The following is a 17,686-nucleotide window of genomic DNA, read 5'->3' on the forward strand; positions in this document are numbered from 1 at the left end:
AAATTCACTATTTAATTATGCTTCCATTATGTCAAAATCAAAACAGCAATCAAATAATAATTTGAGCAGAAGTTTAACTACGAGTGCTTTCAGCCGCTATTTTTCATTTTCAGCATTATACACAGCACAAGGCATTCCTGAGGGTATAACCTTTTTCGCAATACCTGCATGGTTAGCCATGAATGATAAATCGCCATTAGAAATTGCAGCCTTTTTGGGTGTGGTTGGTATTCCTTGGAGTTTTAAAATCTTAATCGCTCCGTTAATGGATCGTTTTACGTTACTCTCTATGGGAAGAAAACGCCCTTGGGTTATTTTTGGGCAATTGGGTTTAATTTTAAGTTTTTTGAGTATTGGATTTATTGATGACCCTTTAAACAATCCAACTGGACTCATGATTACTGGGTTTTTAATTAGCTTTTTCGGAGCTTTTCAAGATGTTGCTACCGACGGTATGGCAGTTGATGTGATTCCAGAAGATGAACAAGCCAGAGCGAATGGCCTAATGTGGGGAACTAAAACCATCGGTATCTCATTATCATTGGTTATAGGTACAGCATTAATAAACAGCATTGGATTTTCGCTAGCCATAGCTTCACTATCTGCCGTGGTTGCTCTAATTATGTTAGTACCAGTTTATATCACAGAACGACCTGGTGAAAAATTAATGCCTTGGACCAAAGGAAAAGTAGCAACAGAATCTAAACAAACCCAGCTAAGAAGCTGGTCGCAAATTCTAAAAAGTCTATACCGTGTTGTAAAATTACGATCGAGTATGATTTTTGTTATTGCTTCTTTTATTATCGGAATTATGTATGGATTAATGGATACACTTTTCCCTATATTCTCAATTCAAGAATTAGGTTGGTCTAATACTACGTTTTCTCAAGTATTTTCTATTACCTCAATAATAGCAGGCTTTTTAGGCATGTTTATTGGCGGTTATTTAGTCGATTACTTCGGAAAAATAAAGATGCTCACACTCTATTTGGGTGTTATTCCGGCTGTAATAATTCTATTTGCTTTTTCAACGCATTTATGGACGAATACCACAGTGATGTACGGATTTATATTAATCTATTACACGCTGTATACTTTTTTATGTATTGCAGTTTTTGCTTCTGGAATGCAACTATGCTGGAAAACCGTAGCCGCAACTCAATTCACACTATACATGGCGGTTTCGAATATGGGACGCGCAGCTGGATCTGCGCTATTAGGTGTTTTAAAAACAAATTTTAGTTGGGAACATATATTTCTTTTTATCGCAATACTACCTGTAATAATGGGTATTATGATACGATTCATCAATTTCAGCAAACACAAAATAAAAGTAGACAGCTTTACTATTTTAAATAAAATATTAATAACACCACAAGTTATAAAGGATTAAAAACAAAACTACAGACAGGCACTATTTAGGGATAGAATCAGTAATACAAAACAACTATAAAAGTTTTAGGGCTTTGAAATTTTTTGCTATTAATTTCATTGTTATTACTGGTTGGCCTGTCTTTTTTAAAAATTGATTACAATGAAAACTAATCCAAACAGAACAGAACGTTTACATGCCTTAGATTCGCTTAGAGCTATTATGATGCTTTTAGGAGTTGTGCTTCATTCTGTAATCACTTACATAGGTGGAGAGCCTTATGCAGCGTGGCGTATAAGAGACCCTAATAACTTTAACACCAACTTAGAATTGGTTAATGCTTTTATTCATGTATTCAGGATGCCAATATTTATGTTAGTTGCAGGTTTTTTTGCAGCCCTTTTATTTTATGAACGCGGCACACGACAAATGTTTAAAAACAGAATGCGTCGTATTACGTATCCTTTTATTGTTTTTCTTCTGATTCTTTTTGTACCTGTTGCAGGTGGCATGTCTTACACCGAAAGTGTATTTGCGTCTAATACCAATGCATTTTCAGAAACTCTAGAACAATACACCACGTTACACAGTTTTATACCAGAACGAACCGTTCATTTGTGGTTTTTATATTATCTCATTATGTTCTCTGTCGTATCATTTTTATTGGGACTGCTATTTAAAAGTCTACCTAAAACTTCACAGTTCATTCACCAAGTGTTTCACAGTATATTCAAAAAACCAATTTTCAGACTAATTGTGTTTACATTTTTAACTGTTATCATTCTTCTTTTTATGGATCGGTATTGGGTAAAAACCTCAACAAGTCTTATACCTGATTTTCATACGTTTATTTTTTACTTCTTTTTCTATATGATTGGTTGGCTTGTTTATAAATCTAAATCGTTATTGAATACTTTTAAAACATACGATTGGCTATTCACGATATTAGCGATACTCATTTTTACATGGTACTTTTTCACAGATACAAACACTTTTGATTTATGGATGATTATGACTATAAGATCACTGTGTTGCTGGCTACTTATCTTTGGTGTTACAGGTCTTTTTATACGCTATGGTAGTCATCATTCTGCCAGAATGCGTTATATTTCAGATGCATCTTATTGGGTTTATCTGTTGCACCTTCCCTTAACAATTATAATTCCTGCTTTAATTGCTGATTGGGATATTTCTGGTGTTATCAAATTTTTGTTTGTAACCCTAACCACAAGTATCATTTGTTTTGTAACGTATCACTATTTTGTTCGAAACTCGTTTATCGGTAAATTTCTTAATGGGAAACGCTACAGTAGAAAAATTAGCGCTATTAAAGCTGTTTAAATTTAAAAAAGTGAACACCATTTATCACAACCACTAAGGAGAACCTTTAGAATCCGTTCAGTATAAATATTTCCTATATTTAGCATGATTGGCTGTTTAACTTAAATATTATAAACTAGATGTCAATAATCAAATCTAAAAGAATAGAGTCCATAGACATTCTGAGAGGACTTGTTATGGTACTTATGGCATTAGACCATGTTCGAGATTATTTTCATATCAATGCTTTTATGGATAATTATCCTGAAAATTTAGAATCTACAAATTTTATACTCTTTGGCACACGATTTATCACGCATTACTGCGCACCAGTATTTGTTTTTCTCGCTGGTACTTCAGCATTTTTATACGGACAAAACAAACCCAAGAGGAAACTATCTAAGTTTTTAATAACACGAGGTTTATGGTTGGTTCTTGTAGAAATTGTAATCAATAATTTTATTTGGTGGTTTGATGTAAGCTATGGCTTTGTGCAGTTGCAAGTCATTTGGGCCATTGGCATGTGTATGTTGGTTTTAGGCTTACTTATTTATCTACCAAAACGCATCATACTATTATTAGGCTTATTTATTGTGTTTGGACATAACACGCTCGATGGAATTGTTAAGGAAGGAGATAGTTTAGCATCCATACTTTGGTACCTAATACACCAAGCCAATGGGTTTAATCTCGATGGTCATTTTATACGTTTTTCTTACCCTATTCTGCCATGGATTGGTGTGATACTTTTGGGTTATTGTTTTGGTACGTTCTATACCAAAACGGCTTCAGTGACATTTCGAAAAAAATGGCTTATTTATATAGGCGTATCAGCAACCGTTTTATTTTTTATCGTTAGAGGATTTAATGTTTATGGTGATTTGAGTCCGTGGATGTATCAAGACACTATAGAAAAAACAATCATTTCATTTTTTAATGTTACAAAGTATCCACCATCACTAGCATATCTGCTGATTACATTGGGTCCAGCTTTGCTATTTTTATATGCCATTGAAACAATTAAAAACAGATTTACCAATGTCTTACTGGTTTTTGGACGTGTCCCTTTCTTCTATTATTTATTGCACATCTTTATTATTCATATCGCAGCAGTTATAGGATTATTAATCACAGGAAAAGACTGGAAAATAATGATACTGAATAATGAAACGTTTAGATCTGGCGCCTTACAAGATTATGGCTATTCATTAGTTACAGTCTATGTGGTATGGATTGGTATCGTTTTACTGCTCTATCCCATCTGTAAAAAATATATGCAATACAAAGTCAGCAATAAACATAAGTGGTGGCTTAGTTATTTGTAACTTCTGTTATAAAACGAATTTTATCATTTACTTTTTTACCTTTCCCATAAAATGATTCACCTTCGCATTTATAGGATTACCAGTTGCGCGTCTATAAATTGCTAATTGTCCACAATGCCAAATCGCATCTGCAATAGGGCCATTAACTTGATTCCAAAACGGAATTTCGCGCGCTCCAAAAATAATTTTGAACTGCGAAATATCATCGCTTTTTCTTAAAATATCAGCGGCCGTTTTTAGGTTTTCTAAGGTTTGTGCTCTTAATTGTAAATAAGATAATTCTTCTTTAACACTAGCGTTTGGTTCCTTCAAAGTAGAATTGACAATAATCTGAGACAAATCATAAATATGTTTTAGAGTTTCTTCTGAAGACCTTCCGTCATCGTTAGCTTTATATGCTAAATCTTTTTCCGTTAAACTATCACTAGCCCAATAAAATCGGAATCCTAAGGCATCAACCATACGTGCAGCCATAGTACCTGCCGTAAATTCTTCGGCATATTCTGGAATTTCATAATACGGAAGGTCATCTTTATTTTGGGCTTCATTCATCCAAGTAACACTTATAAAAATTATAACGATCGTCTGAAATAGATGTTGCTTTACCTTATTCATTTTCAAGTTGTTGTTTATATGAATCTATATTGGCTTTTTGATCGGCTGGCAACTCTGGTTCTTGAATATCTGTATATTCTTTTAACGTATCGTATAAAATTTTGGCAACAATATATCTTGCCGTGGGTTTATCATCTGCTGGAATATTATACCAAGGCGCATGTGATTTTGATGATCGGTTCAGCGCATCTTCATAATACGTTTGGTAATCGTCCCAACATAAACGTTCATCTAAATCATCTGGTGAAAATTTCCAGTTTTTACTTGGCTTATTTAAGCGACGTAATAGTCTGTTTTTTTGTTCGTCTTTAGAGAGGTTCAGAAAAAATTTAAAAACTATAGTTCCGTTATCTGCAATATGCTTTTCAAAATTATTGATCTCATTAAAACGTCGGTCCCAAAAGGCTTCGTTTACATCATCTAAACTATTTACGTTTGGCATGTTCTCGTACATTAAATATTCAGGATGTACGCGCGTTACCAAAACATTTTCGTAATGGGTTCTATTAAAAATTCCAAATTTTCCTCTTGCCGGAAGTGCCCTAACGTGTCTCCACAAATAATCGTGCTTTAACTCGCGTTCAGTCGGTTTTTTAAAACTGTGTGCCACAATTCCTCTGACATTAAACTCTTTAAAAACTTCGCGAATAAGACTATCCTTGCCTGCAGTATCCATACCTTGAATACACATTAAAACAGAATATTTGCCGTGAGCATACATCTTATTTTGAATCTCGGCTAAGTTTTCGCTAACCGTTCTCAGCTCACGCTCAATTTTCTTTTTACTAATACCCATGTCAACCGACGTTGGTAAGTCTTTAATATTGATTTGAGACGCAATTTTAAAATCGTCTATTTTTATGTTTTTCATAAGTGTACTTTTTTTATTTTGAAGCGAACATTTTCACATCTTGCTCACTTACTTCTTTACCACCCAATATAATGAGTCGCTCTATAACATTTCGTAGCTCACGTATATTACCTGTCCAGTCATAATTTTGCAACAATTTAACCGCCTTATCAGAAAATGATTTTTGAGCATTGCCTTGTTCGTTAGATATCTTTTTGGTAAAATAATTAATTAAAAGTGGAATATCATTTCGTCTTTCATTAAGTGCTGGCACTTCAATTAAAATAACGGCTAATCTGTGATATAAATCCTCTCTAAAGTTGCCATCTTCAATTTCTTTTTTAAGATTCTTATTGGTTGCAGCGACCACTCTAACATTGACTTTAATATCCTTATCACTTCCTACACGTTGAATCCGACTTTCCTGCAAGGCACGTAATACTTTTGCTTGAGCCGATAAACTCATATCACCAATTTCATCTAAAAATATGGTACCACCATTGGCTGCTTCAAATTTACCAGCTCTATCTTTTGCTGCTGACGTAAACGCCCCTTTTACATGACCAAACAATTCACTTTCAATTAATTCAGAAGGAATGGCTGCACAATTCACCTCTATCATAGGCCCTTTAGAGCGTTCACTTTTTTGATGTAACCAATGTGCAACCAATTCTTTTCCAGTTCCGTTAGGTCCTGTAATTAGCACACGAGCATCTGTTGGTGCTACTTTATCAATCATATCCTTGATAAGCGCAATACCGTCACTTTCACCTATCATCTCGTAGTTTTTGCTTACTTTTTTCTTAAGCATTTTATTTTCTACAACGAGTTCTTTTCTGTCTAAAGCAATACGTACTGTATTTAATAAGCGATTTAAATCTGGTGGCTTAGAAATATAATCAAAAGCACCTAAACGCATGGTGTTTACAGCAGTATCTAAATCTCCATGACCAGAAATCATCACCATTGGTATTTCTGGTTTTATCTTTTTAGTAGCTTCTAGGACTTCGACACCATCCATTTTTGGCATTTTAATATCACAAAGCACCAAATCGTAATCCTCTTTTTTAATTTTTTCAATTCCTGCTAAACCATCCTCTGCTTCTTCTACTTGATACGTATCATTTTCCTCAGAAAGTATTTTTACTAATACTCTACGAATGGCAGCTTCATCTTCTATTATTAATATTTTTGGCATAATTATATTTTAAATTTTAATCCGGTTCTCAAGTAAAATGCATTTAATGGATCTAAATTAAACACTTCGTCTCTATTTTCGTTTCTTAATACATTAGTTAATCTAAATGTGTACCCAATATAAGAATAAGCTACCAAATGCTTTGTAAAAAAGTATTCATAACCTAATCCTCCAACAGCAACCGAAAGTGAAATATTGTTAACAGCTCTCCCGTTAATTAAAAATGGTTCTTGAATATTAGCAAAATAACCATCTAAACCTACGAACGCTTGTAACATACTTTTTTCACTAAAAAAATATTTTAAATTCGATTTTGGTACACCTGCACTAAACGACCATTGCTCATTAACACGTCTATAATAACTGACAAACGGGAGGGGAAATGGCACACCAGCCGTTGTATTATAAGTCAATCCTAAAACCAAACGGTAAGGTTTTTCGATATCTTTAGCCTTTGTTCTATCCTTTATAGCGAAAATACCACCATTCAAAAACAAATCATCTGAGGTTAGTTTATTAGTTAACGTAGAAGCTATTCTCGGATTTATTTTTAAGCCTAATCTCCAATTTTCACTAGCTTTAAAGGTATATCCCAAATTAAGATCAATAATATGAAGTAATTGTAATTCTTTAGTATCAAAAGGATAAGGCTCTTGCAGATTTAGAATAATACGGTTATATTCTCCACCTATAATCAGGTAATCTTTCTCTTTAATTTTTATAGGATAATTTAATAAAGCTCTTAATCGTGTGTATTGATCTTCGGACTTACTACTTGGAATAAACGAGTATTCAAATCTTGCCAAATCTGTCAGTTGTGCCTCTGCAAAATGAATACAACACACCAAAACTAAAGTTAAGATGGTATTACATTTTGAAAAACACAAACGCATATAGGTTCTATTTTTGAATAATATGAATGTCCCTTTGCGGAAACGGAATTGAGATATTGTTTTCTCTAAACAACCGATCTATTTCAAAACGAATATCGCTTTTAGGAAATTGCGCTTTGAAACTGTCATCGATGGTAAAGATGAGTTTAAAGTCTAATGAACTCTCACCAAAATCAGTAAAAAGCACATTAGGCTCTGGACTAGAAACGACGTCTTCATTCGTTCTTGCTGCTTGTAATAGCAGTTTTTTTACCAACTGCACATCACTTCCATAAGCCACTCCGACACTTACTGACTCTCTGGTTTTACTTCCGTTTTGCGTCCAATTATAAAGGCTATTGGTTAAGTATAAATGATTAGGAATGACCAATACTTTATTATCAATAGTCACTGCTCTTGTGGTACGTAACTTAATTTCTTCAACACGACCGACTTTACCTTCTAATTCAATAATATCGCCAACGTGAACCGTTTGATCCACAAGAATAAAGATACCTGATATAATATCTTGAAACAAGGTTTGAAGCGCCAAACCAATACCAATTAATAAGGCGGCAGATGCTGCAAAAACAGCAGTAACATTAACACCAACATTATGTAACGTTACTAAAAGTATAATGATATAAACGAGCCATCTAAAATAGCCATACACTACATTGAATTTGGTTTTTTCTTGCTTTGGTAAATTTCTTGTGATGAGTCTAAAGAGCAGTCGTAATATAATAGTGGTAAAAAAAATGACACTAATAATGACTAAAATATCAAAAATTGAAATAGTGATATCCTTACCGAAAGTGATGTTTTTACCAAAAAAATCTTTGGTAGCTTCCCACGCTCCGCTTTCGGTGATAGAATGTTCAATATGTTCTAAATCTTGAATCATTTGGTTAATACTTCAACCATTTAAAAAGCTCTTTATACGTTGGTTTTTTACCGTACATTAAAATACCAACGCGATAAATTTTAGCGGCAAACCAAACGGCTAGAATAAAAGTTCCGATTAGTAATAACAGTGACAAGCCTTGTTGCCAAAGCGGTACACCAAAAGGAATACGCATTAACATCACTACAGGAGAGGTAAATGGAATAAACGAGAAGACCGTTGAAACCGTGCCATGAGGATCTTCAATAACCGTAAATACACCAACATAAACCGCTAAAATTAAAGGCATTAATATCGGTAACATAAATTGTTGGGTATCTGTTTCATTATCAACAGCCGCACCAATTGCAGCATAAAGTGAACTGTATAATAAATAACCACCAATAAAGAAAAATAGAAAAGCAATAATAAGATTGGTCATTGGTAAATTTCCAATGGCTGCAATTAAATTCTCTGCCATTGCTTGCGCTCCTTCTGCTTGCATGGCTTGGTTCATCATTTCTTGCTGTGGTGTTTGTACTGCTGCCATATCAATTCCGAAAATAGCTGTAACCACCGTTAATAAAACTCCACCTAAAATCACCCATATTACAAATTGCGTGATACCAGCTAAAGAGGTTCCTATAATTTTACCCATCATCAGTTGAATAGGCTTCACTGAAGAAATAATCACTTCTATAATTCGGCTTGTTTTTTCTTCAATAACGCTTCGCATAATCATGTTACCATAAATAATAATAAACATAAAAAGCAAATAACCTGCGGCTCCACCAAAGGCTAACTTTACAACATTGTCAATTTTAGAACTCTTTTCACCATCAAAACTCTCTTGAGCAATCTCAATATTAGAGTTAGAGGCTTCTATTTGCTCAAGTGATACTCCGTCTGTTTGCAGTTTAATTTCTCGTAAACGTTCTTCGATTTTTCTTTCTAAACTAGAAATCACCGTTAATGATGGTGAATCTTCGGAATAAAATTTAATATTATCAGAAATGTCTTCTATGGCATTAACATCATTAATATGCAACAAGCCATAATCTTCTTTTTCTTTAACCAAGGCAATGGCATCCTCTAAACTTAAACCGTTTAATTTGGTATACGTTGTTGTTTCGGTACTCTGAAAGACATCACTTAAATAGCCTGTCTCATCTAATATTGAAATTGTACGTTCTTTATCTTTATTTAATTGCGATAAATAAGCAACCACAGCAAAGAGTGCTATGGTAATTAGTGGACTTACAAACGTCATTACAATAAACGATTTGTTCTTCACTTTAGTGATATACTCACGTTTTATAATTAGTGGTAAATGATTCATTGTTAGTTGTTTTTTACAGTTTGAATAAAAATATCACTTGCCGAAGGAATCACCTCTACAAAATGATGCACCTGTGCTTTCGATGTTAAAAAGGACAACAAATCATTTGGTGATGCCTGCTCTCCTAACTTTATATTCAATTTTATATCGTCATTTAAGTTTCTGAAGGTAGCCGGAAGCACTTCAAATTTCTCTTTAATTTCAGACAGTACTTTATCGCTGTGTAAGGTTTCTAGACCAATTTCGAAGGTATTAGTTCTAAATTCGCGTTTAATATCATTTAATTTTCCGTCTAAAACTTTATTAGATTTATGAATCAATGCAATGTGATCACATAATTCTTCAACAGATTCCATACGATGTGTTGAGAAAATTACCGTAGCACCTTCATCTCTAAGCTGAAGAATTTCGTCTTTAATTAAATTAGCATTGATGGGATCGAAACCAGAAAACGGCTCATCAAAAATTAACAATTTTGGCTGATGTAAAACAGTAACCACAAACTGTATTTTTTGAGCCTGACCTTTACTTAATTCCTGAATTTTTTTATTCCACCAATCTCCAATCTCTAACTTATCGAACCAATATTTAAGTCTTGTCTTTGCCTCAGTTTTACTTAAGCCTTTTAATTGTGCTAAGTACAAACACTGCTCACCAACTTTCATTGATTTATAAAGCCCACGTTCTTCGGGCAAGTAGCCAATATCTCTAATATGCTCTGGCTTTAAAGGCTGACCATCTAAGTGCACAGACCCAGTATCTGGCATTGTAATTTGATTTATAATACGTATCAAAGTCGTTTTCCCTGCTCCATTAGGACCAAGCAACCCGAAAATACTGCCTTTAGGAACAGCAATAGACACTTCATTTAGTGCTTTAAAATTTCCGTAACTTTTAGAAACAGAATTAGCAACTAACAAGTCATTCATAGGTAACAAATTTTTATGGTGTGGTTAGGTTGTAAAGATATTAAATGTAAGAGATTCTTAATAAAAATGCTTGCTTAATTATAAATAATTCTAATATCGCTTATATCGTAATCTTCATTTCTATGTAACTAAGAATTGTTGAACTCCTATTTAATACATTTCTAGTCTTGTTGCATCTCCGCTTTAATTAAATTAAGACCCCAAAACAAGTTCAGGGTTAAAAACAAAACCCACCCTTATCGTTAGACAAGGATGGGAAAAAATTGCTATGAAAAAGAAAAATTACCGCTAATTAGCATTAGCGATAATTCAAATATACTATTTTTTATTAAATAGACCTGATTTATGAAAACATATCTTTTACCTTTTCAAAAAAAGATTTATCTGAGCTTTCTGGTTTTGGTTCAAAATGCTCATCATCCTTCATACTTTCAAAAAAGGCTTTTTGTTTTTTACTTAAAGTCTTTGGTGTCCAAACGTTTACATGAACTAATAAATCTCCCTTACCATAACCGTTAATGCTAGGAATCCCTTTACCTCGTAATCTTAGAATTTTACCCGACTGCACACCTGATTCTATTTTTATTCGCACTTTACCTGTAACGGTATCAATTTCTTTAGAATTTCCTAAAACAGCATCTGGCAAACTTACATACATATCAAAATGTAAATTGTCACCTTCTCTTTTTAATGTTGGATGCGCTTCTTCTTGAATCGCCACTAATAAATCACCAGCAATTCCATTACCTGGTGCATCATTACCTTTTCCTGTAACCTTAAGTTGCATACCATCTACAACACCAGCTGGTATTTTTACAGAAACAGTTTCCTCAGCTACTTTTAAACCCTGAGCATCAGCATCAGCAGGTTTTTTATCGATAGATTGACCAGCACCTCCACAAGTTGGGCAAGCCGCAGATGTTTGCATTCTACCCAAAATAGTATTGGTAACTCTGGTAACTTGGCCAGCACCATTACAAGTACTACACGTTTTATACGTAGTACCTGAAGCCTGTACTTTTCGTTTTACTTTAATTTTCTTTTCTACTCCATTAGCAATTTCTTCTAAAGATAGCGTTACACGAATACGCAAATTGCTTCCTTTAACGACGCGCTGTCTGCCTCCGCCACCAAAGCCGCTAAATCCGCCTCCACCTCCGAAGCCACCACCAAAAATATCTCCGAATTGGCTAAATATGTCATCCATATTCATTCCGCCGCCTCCAAAACCACCTCCACCTCCGTCAAAGGCTTGGTGACCAAATTGGTCGTAACGTGCTTTTTTGTCAGCATTACTTAAAACTTCATAAGCTTCGGCTGCTTTTTTAAACTTTTCTTCAGCTTCTGTGTTATCAGGATTTTTATCTGGATGATATTTCAAAGCCATCTTGCGATAAGCTTTTTTTATTTCGGCATCAGATGCTCCTTTACTAAGTCCTAATATTTCGTAATAATCTTCTTTCATATGAATTGCCCACGACAATGGGTGTCTTTTTTATTGATTTCCACAAATCCAAATAGCTATGAGGAGGAAAACTATGCTTTCACTATTATTGTCCTATCACTACTTTAGGAAAACGAATCACTTTATCTCCTAATTTATAACCACGCTCTACAACATCTATGATTTTACCTTTAAGATCATCGGTTGGTGCAGGAATCTGTGTTATAGCCTCATGATCGTCTGCGTTAAACACCTCGCCTTTATTGACTTCTATTTTAGACAATCCCTTTTGCTCTAGCGTGTTTACTAATTTATTATAAATTAAAAGCACTCCTTTGCGTAACTCTTCAGCTTCTTTGTCATCTTCAATGTGTGTTAAGGCGCGCTCAAAATCGTCTAAAACTGGCAACATCGATACCATAACATCTTGGCTGGCAGTTTTAAATAATTCTATACGCTCTTTAGTGGTGCGCTTCTTGTAGTTTTCAAACTCAGCAAATAAGCGCAGAAATTTCTCTTTCTCTGCAGCCAATTGATCCTGTAATTGTTCTTCTGGAGATTTCGCTTCTTGCGTCTCTTCCTCTACATCGCCTTCTATCGTTGCTGTTGTTTGATCTTCGACGTGTTGATCTTCAACATTTGTACTTTTATCTTTTTTACTCATTTTTGAGTTTTTTTTAAACTTTCCTTTAAATATCATTTCTTATCTCATCTAACTAAAGTTAGAATTGTTTATCAATTGGCAAAAGTACTGCCATTATTATAAAAATGTCAAAATGTCATTAACATTTTTTTATCATTCATTCCTATTCCTATTTTGTACATTTGTAACTTAATTTAACACAAATAATAACTAACATGAAGATCAATTTTTTTAAAATTTTAACGCTTGCAGCTGTAATTACCTTTTCAAGCTGTGGTGAAAAAGCCAAAGAAGCAGAAACAAAGAACGCTGAAGAAGCTGCTGTTGCTGAAGTAACGGCTGTAACTTACAAAGTTAACACTGATAAATCCATGATTGAGTGGAAAGGTTTTAAGCCTACAGGTGCTCACAACGGAACTATCGCCATTAAAGATGGATCTGTCAAGGTTATGGATGGCACTTTAGCGAGTGGAAAATTTGTAATTGACATGAATAGCATCACTGTAACGGATATCCCAGCAGAAGATGAAGGTAATGGAAAATTAAAAGGGCACCTTACGAGTGCAGATTTCTTTGATGTAGCCGTACATCCTGAAGCGCATTTTGAAGTGACTGGATTAGAAACTGTAGAAGGAAAAGCAATGCTTTCTGGAAACTTAACCATGAAAGGTAAAACTAACAACATCAGTATTCCTGTAACTACAGATATGCAAGGAGACATGATGATGTTAAATAGTGAAACCTTTACAATTGACCGTTCTAAATGGGATATTAAATATGGTTCGAAATCATTTTTTGATAATTTAGGTGATAAATTTATCAATGACGATATGGAATTAAAAGTAAGCTTAACGGCTTCTAAGGCTTAAGAAACCCTATTTTAAAATAGAAAAAAGCAGTCATTCATTTGGCTGCTTTTTTTGTTTCAGAATAATAATAGTTCTTATATAAATAAAGCAGAAGTCAATTACATGAAGATAAATTTTATAGCTGCAATCATGCCTATAAAACCAACAAAAGCGATAAGTATCCAAACAGTACCCTTGTAGTACTGCTTATGAATACGAAGATCTTTACGATATTGATAACCAATGATAATCACAAAGGCAATAAAAAATAATATTCCAAAAATCAATTGACCAGTCGTAAACATCTTCTTATTTTTATGCAAAAATAAGAATTAAGCAACTAAACCAACAACTATGCAAGACAAAATTAATGCTGTTAAAGCTTTTCATACCGCTTTTAAAATCGGACATCGCGAAACCCCAAAAGCCGACTTAGGTATTGATAAAAATATGCTCCGTTACAAATTAATGCGAGAAGAAAATGAAGAATATCTCGAAGCAGCTAATGACAATGATTTAGTAGAAGTGGCAGATGCTTTAGGAGATATGCTGTACATTCTTTGTGGCACTATCATAGAACACGGAATGCAACATAAAATAGAAGAAGTTTTTGAAGAAATACAACGCAGTAATATGAGTAAGTTAGGTGCTGGTGGTGAACCTATTTACAGAGAAGATGGAAAGGTTTTAAAAGGCCCTAATTATTTTAAACCAAATATTGAGGAGATTTTGGAAGGATGATGAAACAGTTGGAAGTTAGAAGCTAGAAGTTGGAAGTTAGAAGCTAGAAGCTAGAAGCTAGAAGCTAGAAGCTAGAAGCTAGAAGCTAGAAGCTAGAAGCTAGAAGCTAGAAGCTAGAAGCTAGAAGCTAGAAGCTAGAAGCTAGAAAAAAAATGGAATACCTATCGCTTTGCAATAATTAAAAAAACTTTCGACGATGTCACAAAAACGCTATCCCTGTTTTTTTTAGATCAAGTAGTGTTTCCCCTCTGGAGAATTAAAGGGGCTTATTATCGTTACTACTTCACTTCACGTCTCCAACCATGATTATCGTCAGCTAAGTTATGCTGTATATTTAATAAGGTTTGTTTAAACAATTTAGCATAAGAATTTGGATCATCTACACCAGAAATCTCAAATAATTCACCTTGATGTTCAAATGCTGAAATCTGACTAATCACAGCTGCTGTTCCAGCTCCAAATATTTCTTTAAGACTGCCATTTCTTGCTGCTTGCTTAATTTCTTCTACAGTAACACGTCTTACTTCGCAAGTAATGCCAAGATCTTCTGCCAACTGCACTATGCTTTTTCTAGTGACTCCATCTAAAATACGATCGCTTACTGGAGCTGTAATTAATGTATCATTTACTCTAAAAAATACATTCATAGTACCAGCTTCTTCCAAAAATGTATGCGTATTTGCATCTGTCCAAATCACTTGTTGAAATCCTTTTTGTTGCGCCAAACTTGTTGGATAAAACTGTGCTGCGTAGTTACCTGCAGCCTTTGCTGCACCTACTCCACCATCCGCAGAACGACTGTATTCTTCAGCAATTAAAACACGTACTGCCGAGTTGTAATACGATTTTGCTGGTGAGCAAATAATCATAAACCTGTAGCTATTTGCTGGTGATGCAGAAATTGCAGGTTCTGTTGCAATTACAAACGGACGTAAGTATAACGAATTACCTACACCTGGCTTTATCCATGCACTATCCAGTTTTAATAAAGCCTCTAAACCTTCAAAAAAATAATTTTCAGGAAATGCTGGCATCGCCAAACGTCCTGATGATTTATTAATACGTTCAAAATTTTGTTTAGGTCTAAACAGAAAGACCTTTCCGTCGTCGTCTTTATAAGCCTTCATTCCTTCAAAAACCGCTTGTCCATAATGAAACACACGTGCCGAAGGTTCAAACGTCATGGCTTGGTAAGGCATAATTTTAGGACTTTGCCACTTGCCATCCTCATAATCGCATACAAACATATGGTCTGTAAATACACGACCAAAGTCTAAATTACTAAAATCAACCGTTTCGATTTTAGAAGTTTTAGATTTTTCAATGCTAACGCGCTCTGTGTGAGTCCCCATAATTATTGTAATTTAGCCACAAAAGTACATAATCAGTAGCGTTAAAAAAAGGTAATATTCCGTTAAATTTTGTAATTTTGCAATTCAATATAAATACAATTAAAACCATCACATAATGAAAAAAATCGTCCTATTATTTGCCGTATGTTTTGCAATAGTATCTTGTAAAAACGAGACCAAAACTCCCGAAGATAGCACTCCAGAAGTTTCAAAAGAAATAGCCTACGCCTCTTTTGGTGAAAAAATTGAAGCCAATGATATTTTATCTCAAGAACAAATCATGAAAGCATACAAAGGCTTAAAAGTTGGTGATACCATTACCACAAAAATTGAAGGTAAAATTATTGAAGTCTGCTCTAAAAAAGGTTGTTGGATGACCTTAGATATGGATGGAGAAAATGAAGTGATGGTAAAATTTAAAGATTACGGATTTTTTATGCCATTAAATGCTGAAGGAGATGTTATTATTAACGGAAAGGCTTTTGTTACTGAAACTTCGGTTGACGAACTAAGACATTATGCAGAAGATGCAGGTAAATCTGAAGATGAAATCGCAGCGATTACTGATCCTAAATTCGAATACCGTTTTGAAGCTGATGGAGTGTTACTTAAACAATAAACTTACAAGTCTTCTCATTTTATCATTTTTAGCACTTATAAGCTGTAAAGATGAAGAAAAAGTAGTTGAGAAGCCTATGGAAAAGAAGGTCACCTACGAGATGTATCAACCTTCGGAAATGGCAAACTTTATGAATGCCATGTATGCTTATAATTTGCAAGTTAAAAATCAAATTATAGCAGGAGAAACTCCCGTGGCCATGCCTTTAGACTTAATGACCTTACATTCTGCAGAAATGACCGAAGGCAAAGGCAGAACAAGAGCTTGGAACAGCTTTGTCAACGTATTTATAACGTCTCAACAAAAGGTGATAGATACGATGTCTAATTTACAATTAAAAGAACGGCACAATGCTGCCATAAATAATTGTTTAAGCTGCCATAAGACGGAATGTGTTGGACCAATTCCGAAGATTAAAAAATTACTGATTCAGTAAAAAGTGATACGCAACATAATTACCACATCAGATGGTTCAAAAACCATACAAATAGAAGATTGGAATGAGCAATACCATTCCATTCATGGTGCTATACAAGAAGCAAATCACGTTTTTTTAAAACATGGTTTGCTTTTTTATTCTGAACGGTACAAAGAATCTCAAAATAAAGAACATTTTGATACTGAGCCTGTCGACGTAGCGATACTCGAAATAGGTTTCGGAACAGGGCTCAATGCCTTTTTAACCTTAATTGAAGCCGAAAAATTAAAGCTGAACGTCAATTACGTTGGTGTTGAAGCGTATCCTGTTGCGATTGATGAAATTAAACAACTTAATTATGTAGAGTTGATTTCTGAAGCACACGACGCTATTTTTGAAAAACTACACGATACCTCTTGGGAAGAACAACATGAAATTACCTCAAATTTTCAGTTAGAAAAGCAGCAACTATTCTTTAAAGATATTAAAGCGAAAGCCCAATTTAATCTTATTTATTTTGATGCCTTTGGTGCTAGAGTTCAACCCGACTTATGGACCGAAGACATCTTTAAAATAATGTATAATGCGCTAAAAGATGGTGGCGTTTTAGTTACCTATTCTGCTAAAGGAAGCGTAAGACGTGCCATGCAAGCCGTCGGTTTTGTTGTTGAGCGCTTGCCTGGACCTCCTGGCAAGAGGGAAATGTTAAGAGCATGTAAAATGCGCTCTTAACATTCAGCGAAGTGAAACGAGCTAAATGTTTAATACTAAATGTACACATAACATTCAGCGTAGCGCAGCGAACTAAATGTTTTATGCTAAACTTGTTCTTAAGATTCAGCGCAGCGAGCTAAATGCTATAACAGACTCAAAATCTTTAATCTGTTTGACTCTATTTTAACAGTGCTATTGTCGTTA

The 17,686-nt window shown here is 34.4% G+C and carries 19 protein-coding genes; 8 read left to right on the forward strand and 11 right to left on the reverse strand.

All coding sequences use genetic code 11. The features are described from left to right. The first annotated feature begins 28 nt into the window (after positions 1 to 28). The 3 genes from AB8B52_RS13180 to AB8B52_RS13190 all read left to right on the forward strand — a co-directional run bounded on the left by AB8B52_RS13180 (position 29) and on the right by AB8B52_RS13190 (position 4,017). Positions 29 to 1,393 (forward strand): MFS transporter, encoded by a 1,365-nt coding sequence (locus tag AB8B52_RS13180; RefSeq protein ID WP_406028869.1) that lies wholly within the window; start codon positions 29 to 31, stop codon positions 1,391 to 1,393. A 141-nt stretch (positions 1,394 to 1,534) separates the two neighbouring features. After that, on the forward strand, positions 1,535 to 2,713 hold the full coding sequence (locus AB8B52_RS13185; protein ID WP_406028871.1) for an acyltransferase family protein: 1,179 nt from the start codon (positions 1,535 to 1,537) through the stop codon (positions 2,711 to 2,713). 119 nt (positions 2,714 to 2,832) lie between these two features. After that, positions 2,833 to 4,017, forward strand: coding sequence for a DUF1624 domain-containing protein (locus tag AB8B52_RS13190; RefSeq protein ID WP_406028873.1), 1,185 nt, complete (start codon positions 2,833 to 2,835; stop codon positions 4,015 to 4,017). A 27-nt stretch (positions 4,018 to 4,044) separates the two neighbouring features. Here the strand turns inward: AB8B52_RS13190 and AB8B52_RS13195 are convergent, their stop codons facing one another. The 9 genes from AB8B52_RS13195 to AB8B52_RS13235 all read right to left on the reverse strand — a co-directional run bounded on the left by AB8B52_RS13195 (position 4,045) and on the right by AB8B52_RS13235 (position 12,811). Then, on the reverse strand, positions 4,045 to 4,632 hold the full coding sequence (locus AB8B52_RS13195) for a hypothetical protein (protein WP_406028875.1): 588 nt from the start codon (positions 4,630 to 4,632) through the stop codon (positions 4,045 to 4,047). Next, positions 4,625 to 5,503, reverse strand: a complete 879-nt coding sequence (locus tag AB8B52_RS13200) for a PPK2 family polyphosphate kinase (protein WP_406028877.1) — start codon at positions 5,501 to 5,503, stop codon at positions 4,625 to 4,627. The genes AB8B52_RS13195 and AB8B52_RS13200 overlap by 8 nt, the downstream gene beginning before the upstream one ends. A 13-nt stretch (positions 5,504 to 5,516) precedes the next feature. Beyond that, positions 5,517 to 6,680, reverse strand: coding sequence for a sigma-54-dependent transcriptional regulator (locus tag AB8B52_RS13205; protein ID WP_406028879.1), 1,164 nt, complete (start codon positions 6,678 to 6,680; stop codon positions 5,517 to 5,519). 2 nt (positions 6,681 to 6,682) lie between these two features. After that, complete coding sequence (locus AB8B52_RS13210; RefSeq protein WP_406028881.1) at positions 6,683 to 7,573, reverse strand: DUF6268 family outer membrane beta-barrel protein; 891 nt, start codon at positions 7,571 to 7,573, stop codon at positions 6,683 to 6,685. A gap of 7 nt (positions 7,574 to 7,580) precedes the next feature. Then, positions 7,581 to 8,456 (reverse strand): mechanosensitive ion channel family protein, encoded by an 876-nt coding sequence (locus AB8B52_RS13215; RefSeq protein WP_406028883.1) that lies wholly within the window; start codon positions 8,454 to 8,456, stop codon positions 7,581 to 7,583. Positions 8,457 to 8,460: 4 nt separating this feature from the next. Then, positions 8,461 to 9,774, reverse strand: coding sequence for an ABC transporter permease (locus tag AB8B52_RS13220; RefSeq protein WP_406028885.1), 1,314 nt, complete (start codon positions 9,772 to 9,774; stop codon positions 8,461 to 8,463). 2 nt (positions 9,775 to 9,776) lie between these two features. Beyond that, positions 9,777 to 10,703 carry an ABC transporter ATP-binding protein gene (locus tag AB8B52_RS13225; RefSeq protein ID WP_406028887.1) on the reverse strand — a complete coding sequence of 309 codons (927 nt, stop codon included), beginning with the start codon at positions 10,701 to 10,703 and terminating at the stop codon, positions 9,777 to 9,779. A 343-nt stretch (positions 10,704 to 11,046) separates the two neighbouring features. Continuing rightward, positions 11,047 to 12,168, reverse strand: a complete 1,122-nt coding sequence (gene dnaJ, locus AB8B52_RS13230) for a molecular chaperone DnaJ (protein WP_406028907.1) — start codon at positions 12,166 to 12,168, stop codon at positions 11,047 to 11,049. Positions 12,169 to 12,253: 85 nt separating this feature from the next. Beyond that, complete coding sequence (locus AB8B52_RS13235; RefSeq protein ID WP_406028889.1) at positions 12,254 to 12,811, reverse strand: nucleotide exchange factor GrpE; 558 nt, start codon at positions 12,809 to 12,811, stop codon at positions 12,254 to 12,256. 194 nt (positions 12,812 to 13,005) lie between these two features. On the opposite strand from AB8B52_RS13235, the gene AB8B52_RS13240 reads away from it, so the two are divergent. Continuing rightward, on the forward strand, positions 13,006 to 13,659 hold the full coding sequence (locus AB8B52_RS13240; RefSeq protein WP_406028891.1) for a YceI family protein: 654 nt from the start codon (positions 13,006 to 13,008) through the stop codon (positions 13,657 to 13,659). 98 nt (positions 13,660 to 13,757) lie between these two features. On the opposite strand, the gene AB8B52_RS13245 is transcribed toward AB8B52_RS13240, so the two are convergent. Further along, a complete protein-coding gene (locus AB8B52_RS13245; protein ID WP_406028893.1) occupies positions 13,758 to 13,943 on the reverse strand; it encodes a hypothetical protein in 186 nt (61 codons plus the stop codon). A 49-nt stretch (positions 13,944 to 13,992) separates the two neighbouring features. Between AB8B52_RS13245 and AB8B52_RS13250 the strand changes: the two genes are divergently transcribed. Further along, positions 13,993 to 14,379 (forward strand): hypothetical protein, encoded by a 387-nt coding sequence (locus AB8B52_RS13250; RefSeq protein WP_406028895.1) that lies wholly within the window; start codon positions 13,993 to 13,995, stop codon positions 14,377 to 14,379. Between the two features lie 278 nt (positions 14,380 to 14,657). On the opposite strand, the gene AB8B52_RS13255 is transcribed toward AB8B52_RS13250, so the two are convergent. After that, a complete protein-coding gene (locus tag AB8B52_RS13255) occupies positions 14,658 to 15,731 on the reverse strand; it encodes a branched-chain amino acid aminotransferase (protein WP_406028897.1) in 1,074 nt (357 codons plus the stop codon). Positions 15,732 to 15,846: 115 nt separating this feature from the next. Between AB8B52_RS13255 and AB8B52_RS13260 the strand changes: the two genes are divergently transcribed. The 3 genes from AB8B52_RS13260 (at position 15,847) to mnmD (ending at position 17,500) form a co-directional block, all read left to right on the forward strand. Next, the gene (locus AB8B52_RS13260) at positions 15,847 to 16,350 is read left to right on the forward strand and encodes a DUF4920 domain-containing protein (protein WP_406028899.1); all 504 of its coding nucleotides are present in this window, start codon (positions 15,847 to 15,849) and stop codon (positions 16,348 to 16,350) included. A gap of 76 nt (positions 16,351 to 16,426) precedes the next feature. Then, positions 16,427 to 16,786 carry a hypothetical protein gene (locus AB8B52_RS13265; protein ID WP_406028901.1) on the forward strand — a complete coding sequence of 120 codons (360 nt, stop codon included), beginning with the start codon at positions 16,427 to 16,429 and terminating at the stop codon, positions 16,784 to 16,786. Between the two features lie 3 nt (positions 16,787 to 16,789). Continuing rightward, positions 16,790 to 17,500, forward strand: coding sequence for a tRNA (5-methylaminomethyl-2-thiouridine)(34)-methyltransferase MnmD (gene mnmD / locus AB8B52_RS13270; protein WP_406028903.1), 711 nt, complete (start codon positions 16,790 to 16,792; stop codon positions 17,498 to 17,500). Positions 17,501 to 17,686: the final 186 nt, after the last annotated feature.

The sequence above is a fragment of the Winogradskyella sp. genome (assembly GCF_045105575.1).
In the GTDB taxonomy this organism is placed as follows: domain Bacteria; phylum Bacteroidota; class Bacteroidia; order Flavobacteriales; family Flavobacteriaceae; genus Winogradskyella.

Bases quoted from the DNA above. Each gene is read 5' to 3' on its own strand.
- AB8B52_RS13180 (WP_406028869.1), top strand. From the start codon at position 29: ATGTCAAAATCAAAACAGCAATCAAATAATAATTTGAGCAGAAGTTTA.
- AB8B52_RS13185 (WP_406028871.1), top strand. From the start codon at position 1,535: ATGAAAACTAATCCAAACAGAACAGAACGTTTACATGCCTTAGATTCG.
- AB8B52_RS13190 (WP_406028873.1), top strand. From the start codon at position 2,833: ATGTCAATAATCAAATCTAAAAGAATAGAGTCCATAGACATTCTGAGA.
- AB8B52_RS13195 (WP_406028875.1), bottom strand. From the start codon at position 4,632: ATGAATAAGGTAAAGCAACATCTATTTCAGACGATCGTTATAATTTTT.
- AB8B52_RS13200 (WP_406028877.1), bottom strand. From the start codon at position 5,503: ATGAAAAACATAAAAATAGACGATTTTAAAATTGCGTCTCAAATCAAT.
- AB8B52_RS13205 (WP_406028879.1), bottom strand. From the start codon at position 6,680: ATGCCAAAAATATTAATAATAGAAGATGAAGCTGCCATTCGTAGAGTA.
- AB8B52_RS13210 (WP_406028881.1), bottom strand. From the start codon at position 7,573: ATGCGTTTGTGTTTTTCAAAATGTAATACCATCTTAACTTTAGTTTTG.
- AB8B52_RS13215 (WP_406028883.1), bottom strand. From the start codon at position 8,456: ATGATTCAAGATTTAGAACATATTGAACATTCTATCACCGAAAGCGGA.
- AB8B52_RS13220 (WP_406028885.1), bottom strand. From the start codon at position 9,774: ATGAATCATTTACCACTAATTATAAAACGTGAGTATATCACTAAAGTG.
- AB8B52_RS13225 (WP_406028887.1), bottom strand. From the start codon at position 10,703: ATGAATGACTTGTTAGTTGCTAATTCTGTTTCTAAAAGTTACGGAAAT.
- dnaJ (WP_406028907.1), bottom strand. From the start codon at position 12,168: ATGAAAGAAGATTATTACGAAATATTAGGACTTAGTAAAGGAGCATCT.
- AB8B52_RS13235 (WP_406028889.1), bottom strand. From the start codon at position 12,811: ATGAGTAAAAAAGATAAAAGTACAAATGTTGAAGATCAACACGTCGAA.
- AB8B52_RS13240 (WP_406028891.1), top strand. From the start codon at position 13,006: ATGAAGATCAATTTTTTTAAAATTTTAACGCTTGCAGCTGTAATTACC.
- AB8B52_RS13245 (WP_406028893.1), bottom strand. From the start codon at position 13,943: ATGTTTACGACTGGTCAATTGATTTTTGGAATATTATTTTTTATTGCC.
- AB8B52_RS13250 (WP_406028895.1), top strand. From the start codon at position 13,993: ATGCAAGACAAAATTAATGCTGTTAAAGCTTTTCATACCGCTTTTAAA.
- AB8B52_RS13255 (WP_406028897.1), bottom strand. From the start codon at position 15,731: ATGGGGACTCACACAGAGCGCGTTAGCATTGAAAAATCTAAAACTTCT.
- AB8B52_RS13260 (WP_406028899.1), top strand. From the start codon at position 15,847: ATGAAAAAAATCGTCCTATTATTTGCCGTATGTTTTGCAATAGTATCT.
- AB8B52_RS13265 (WP_406028901.1), top strand. From the start codon at position 16,427: ATGGAAAAGAAGGTCACCTACGAGATGTATCAACCTTCGGAAATGGCA.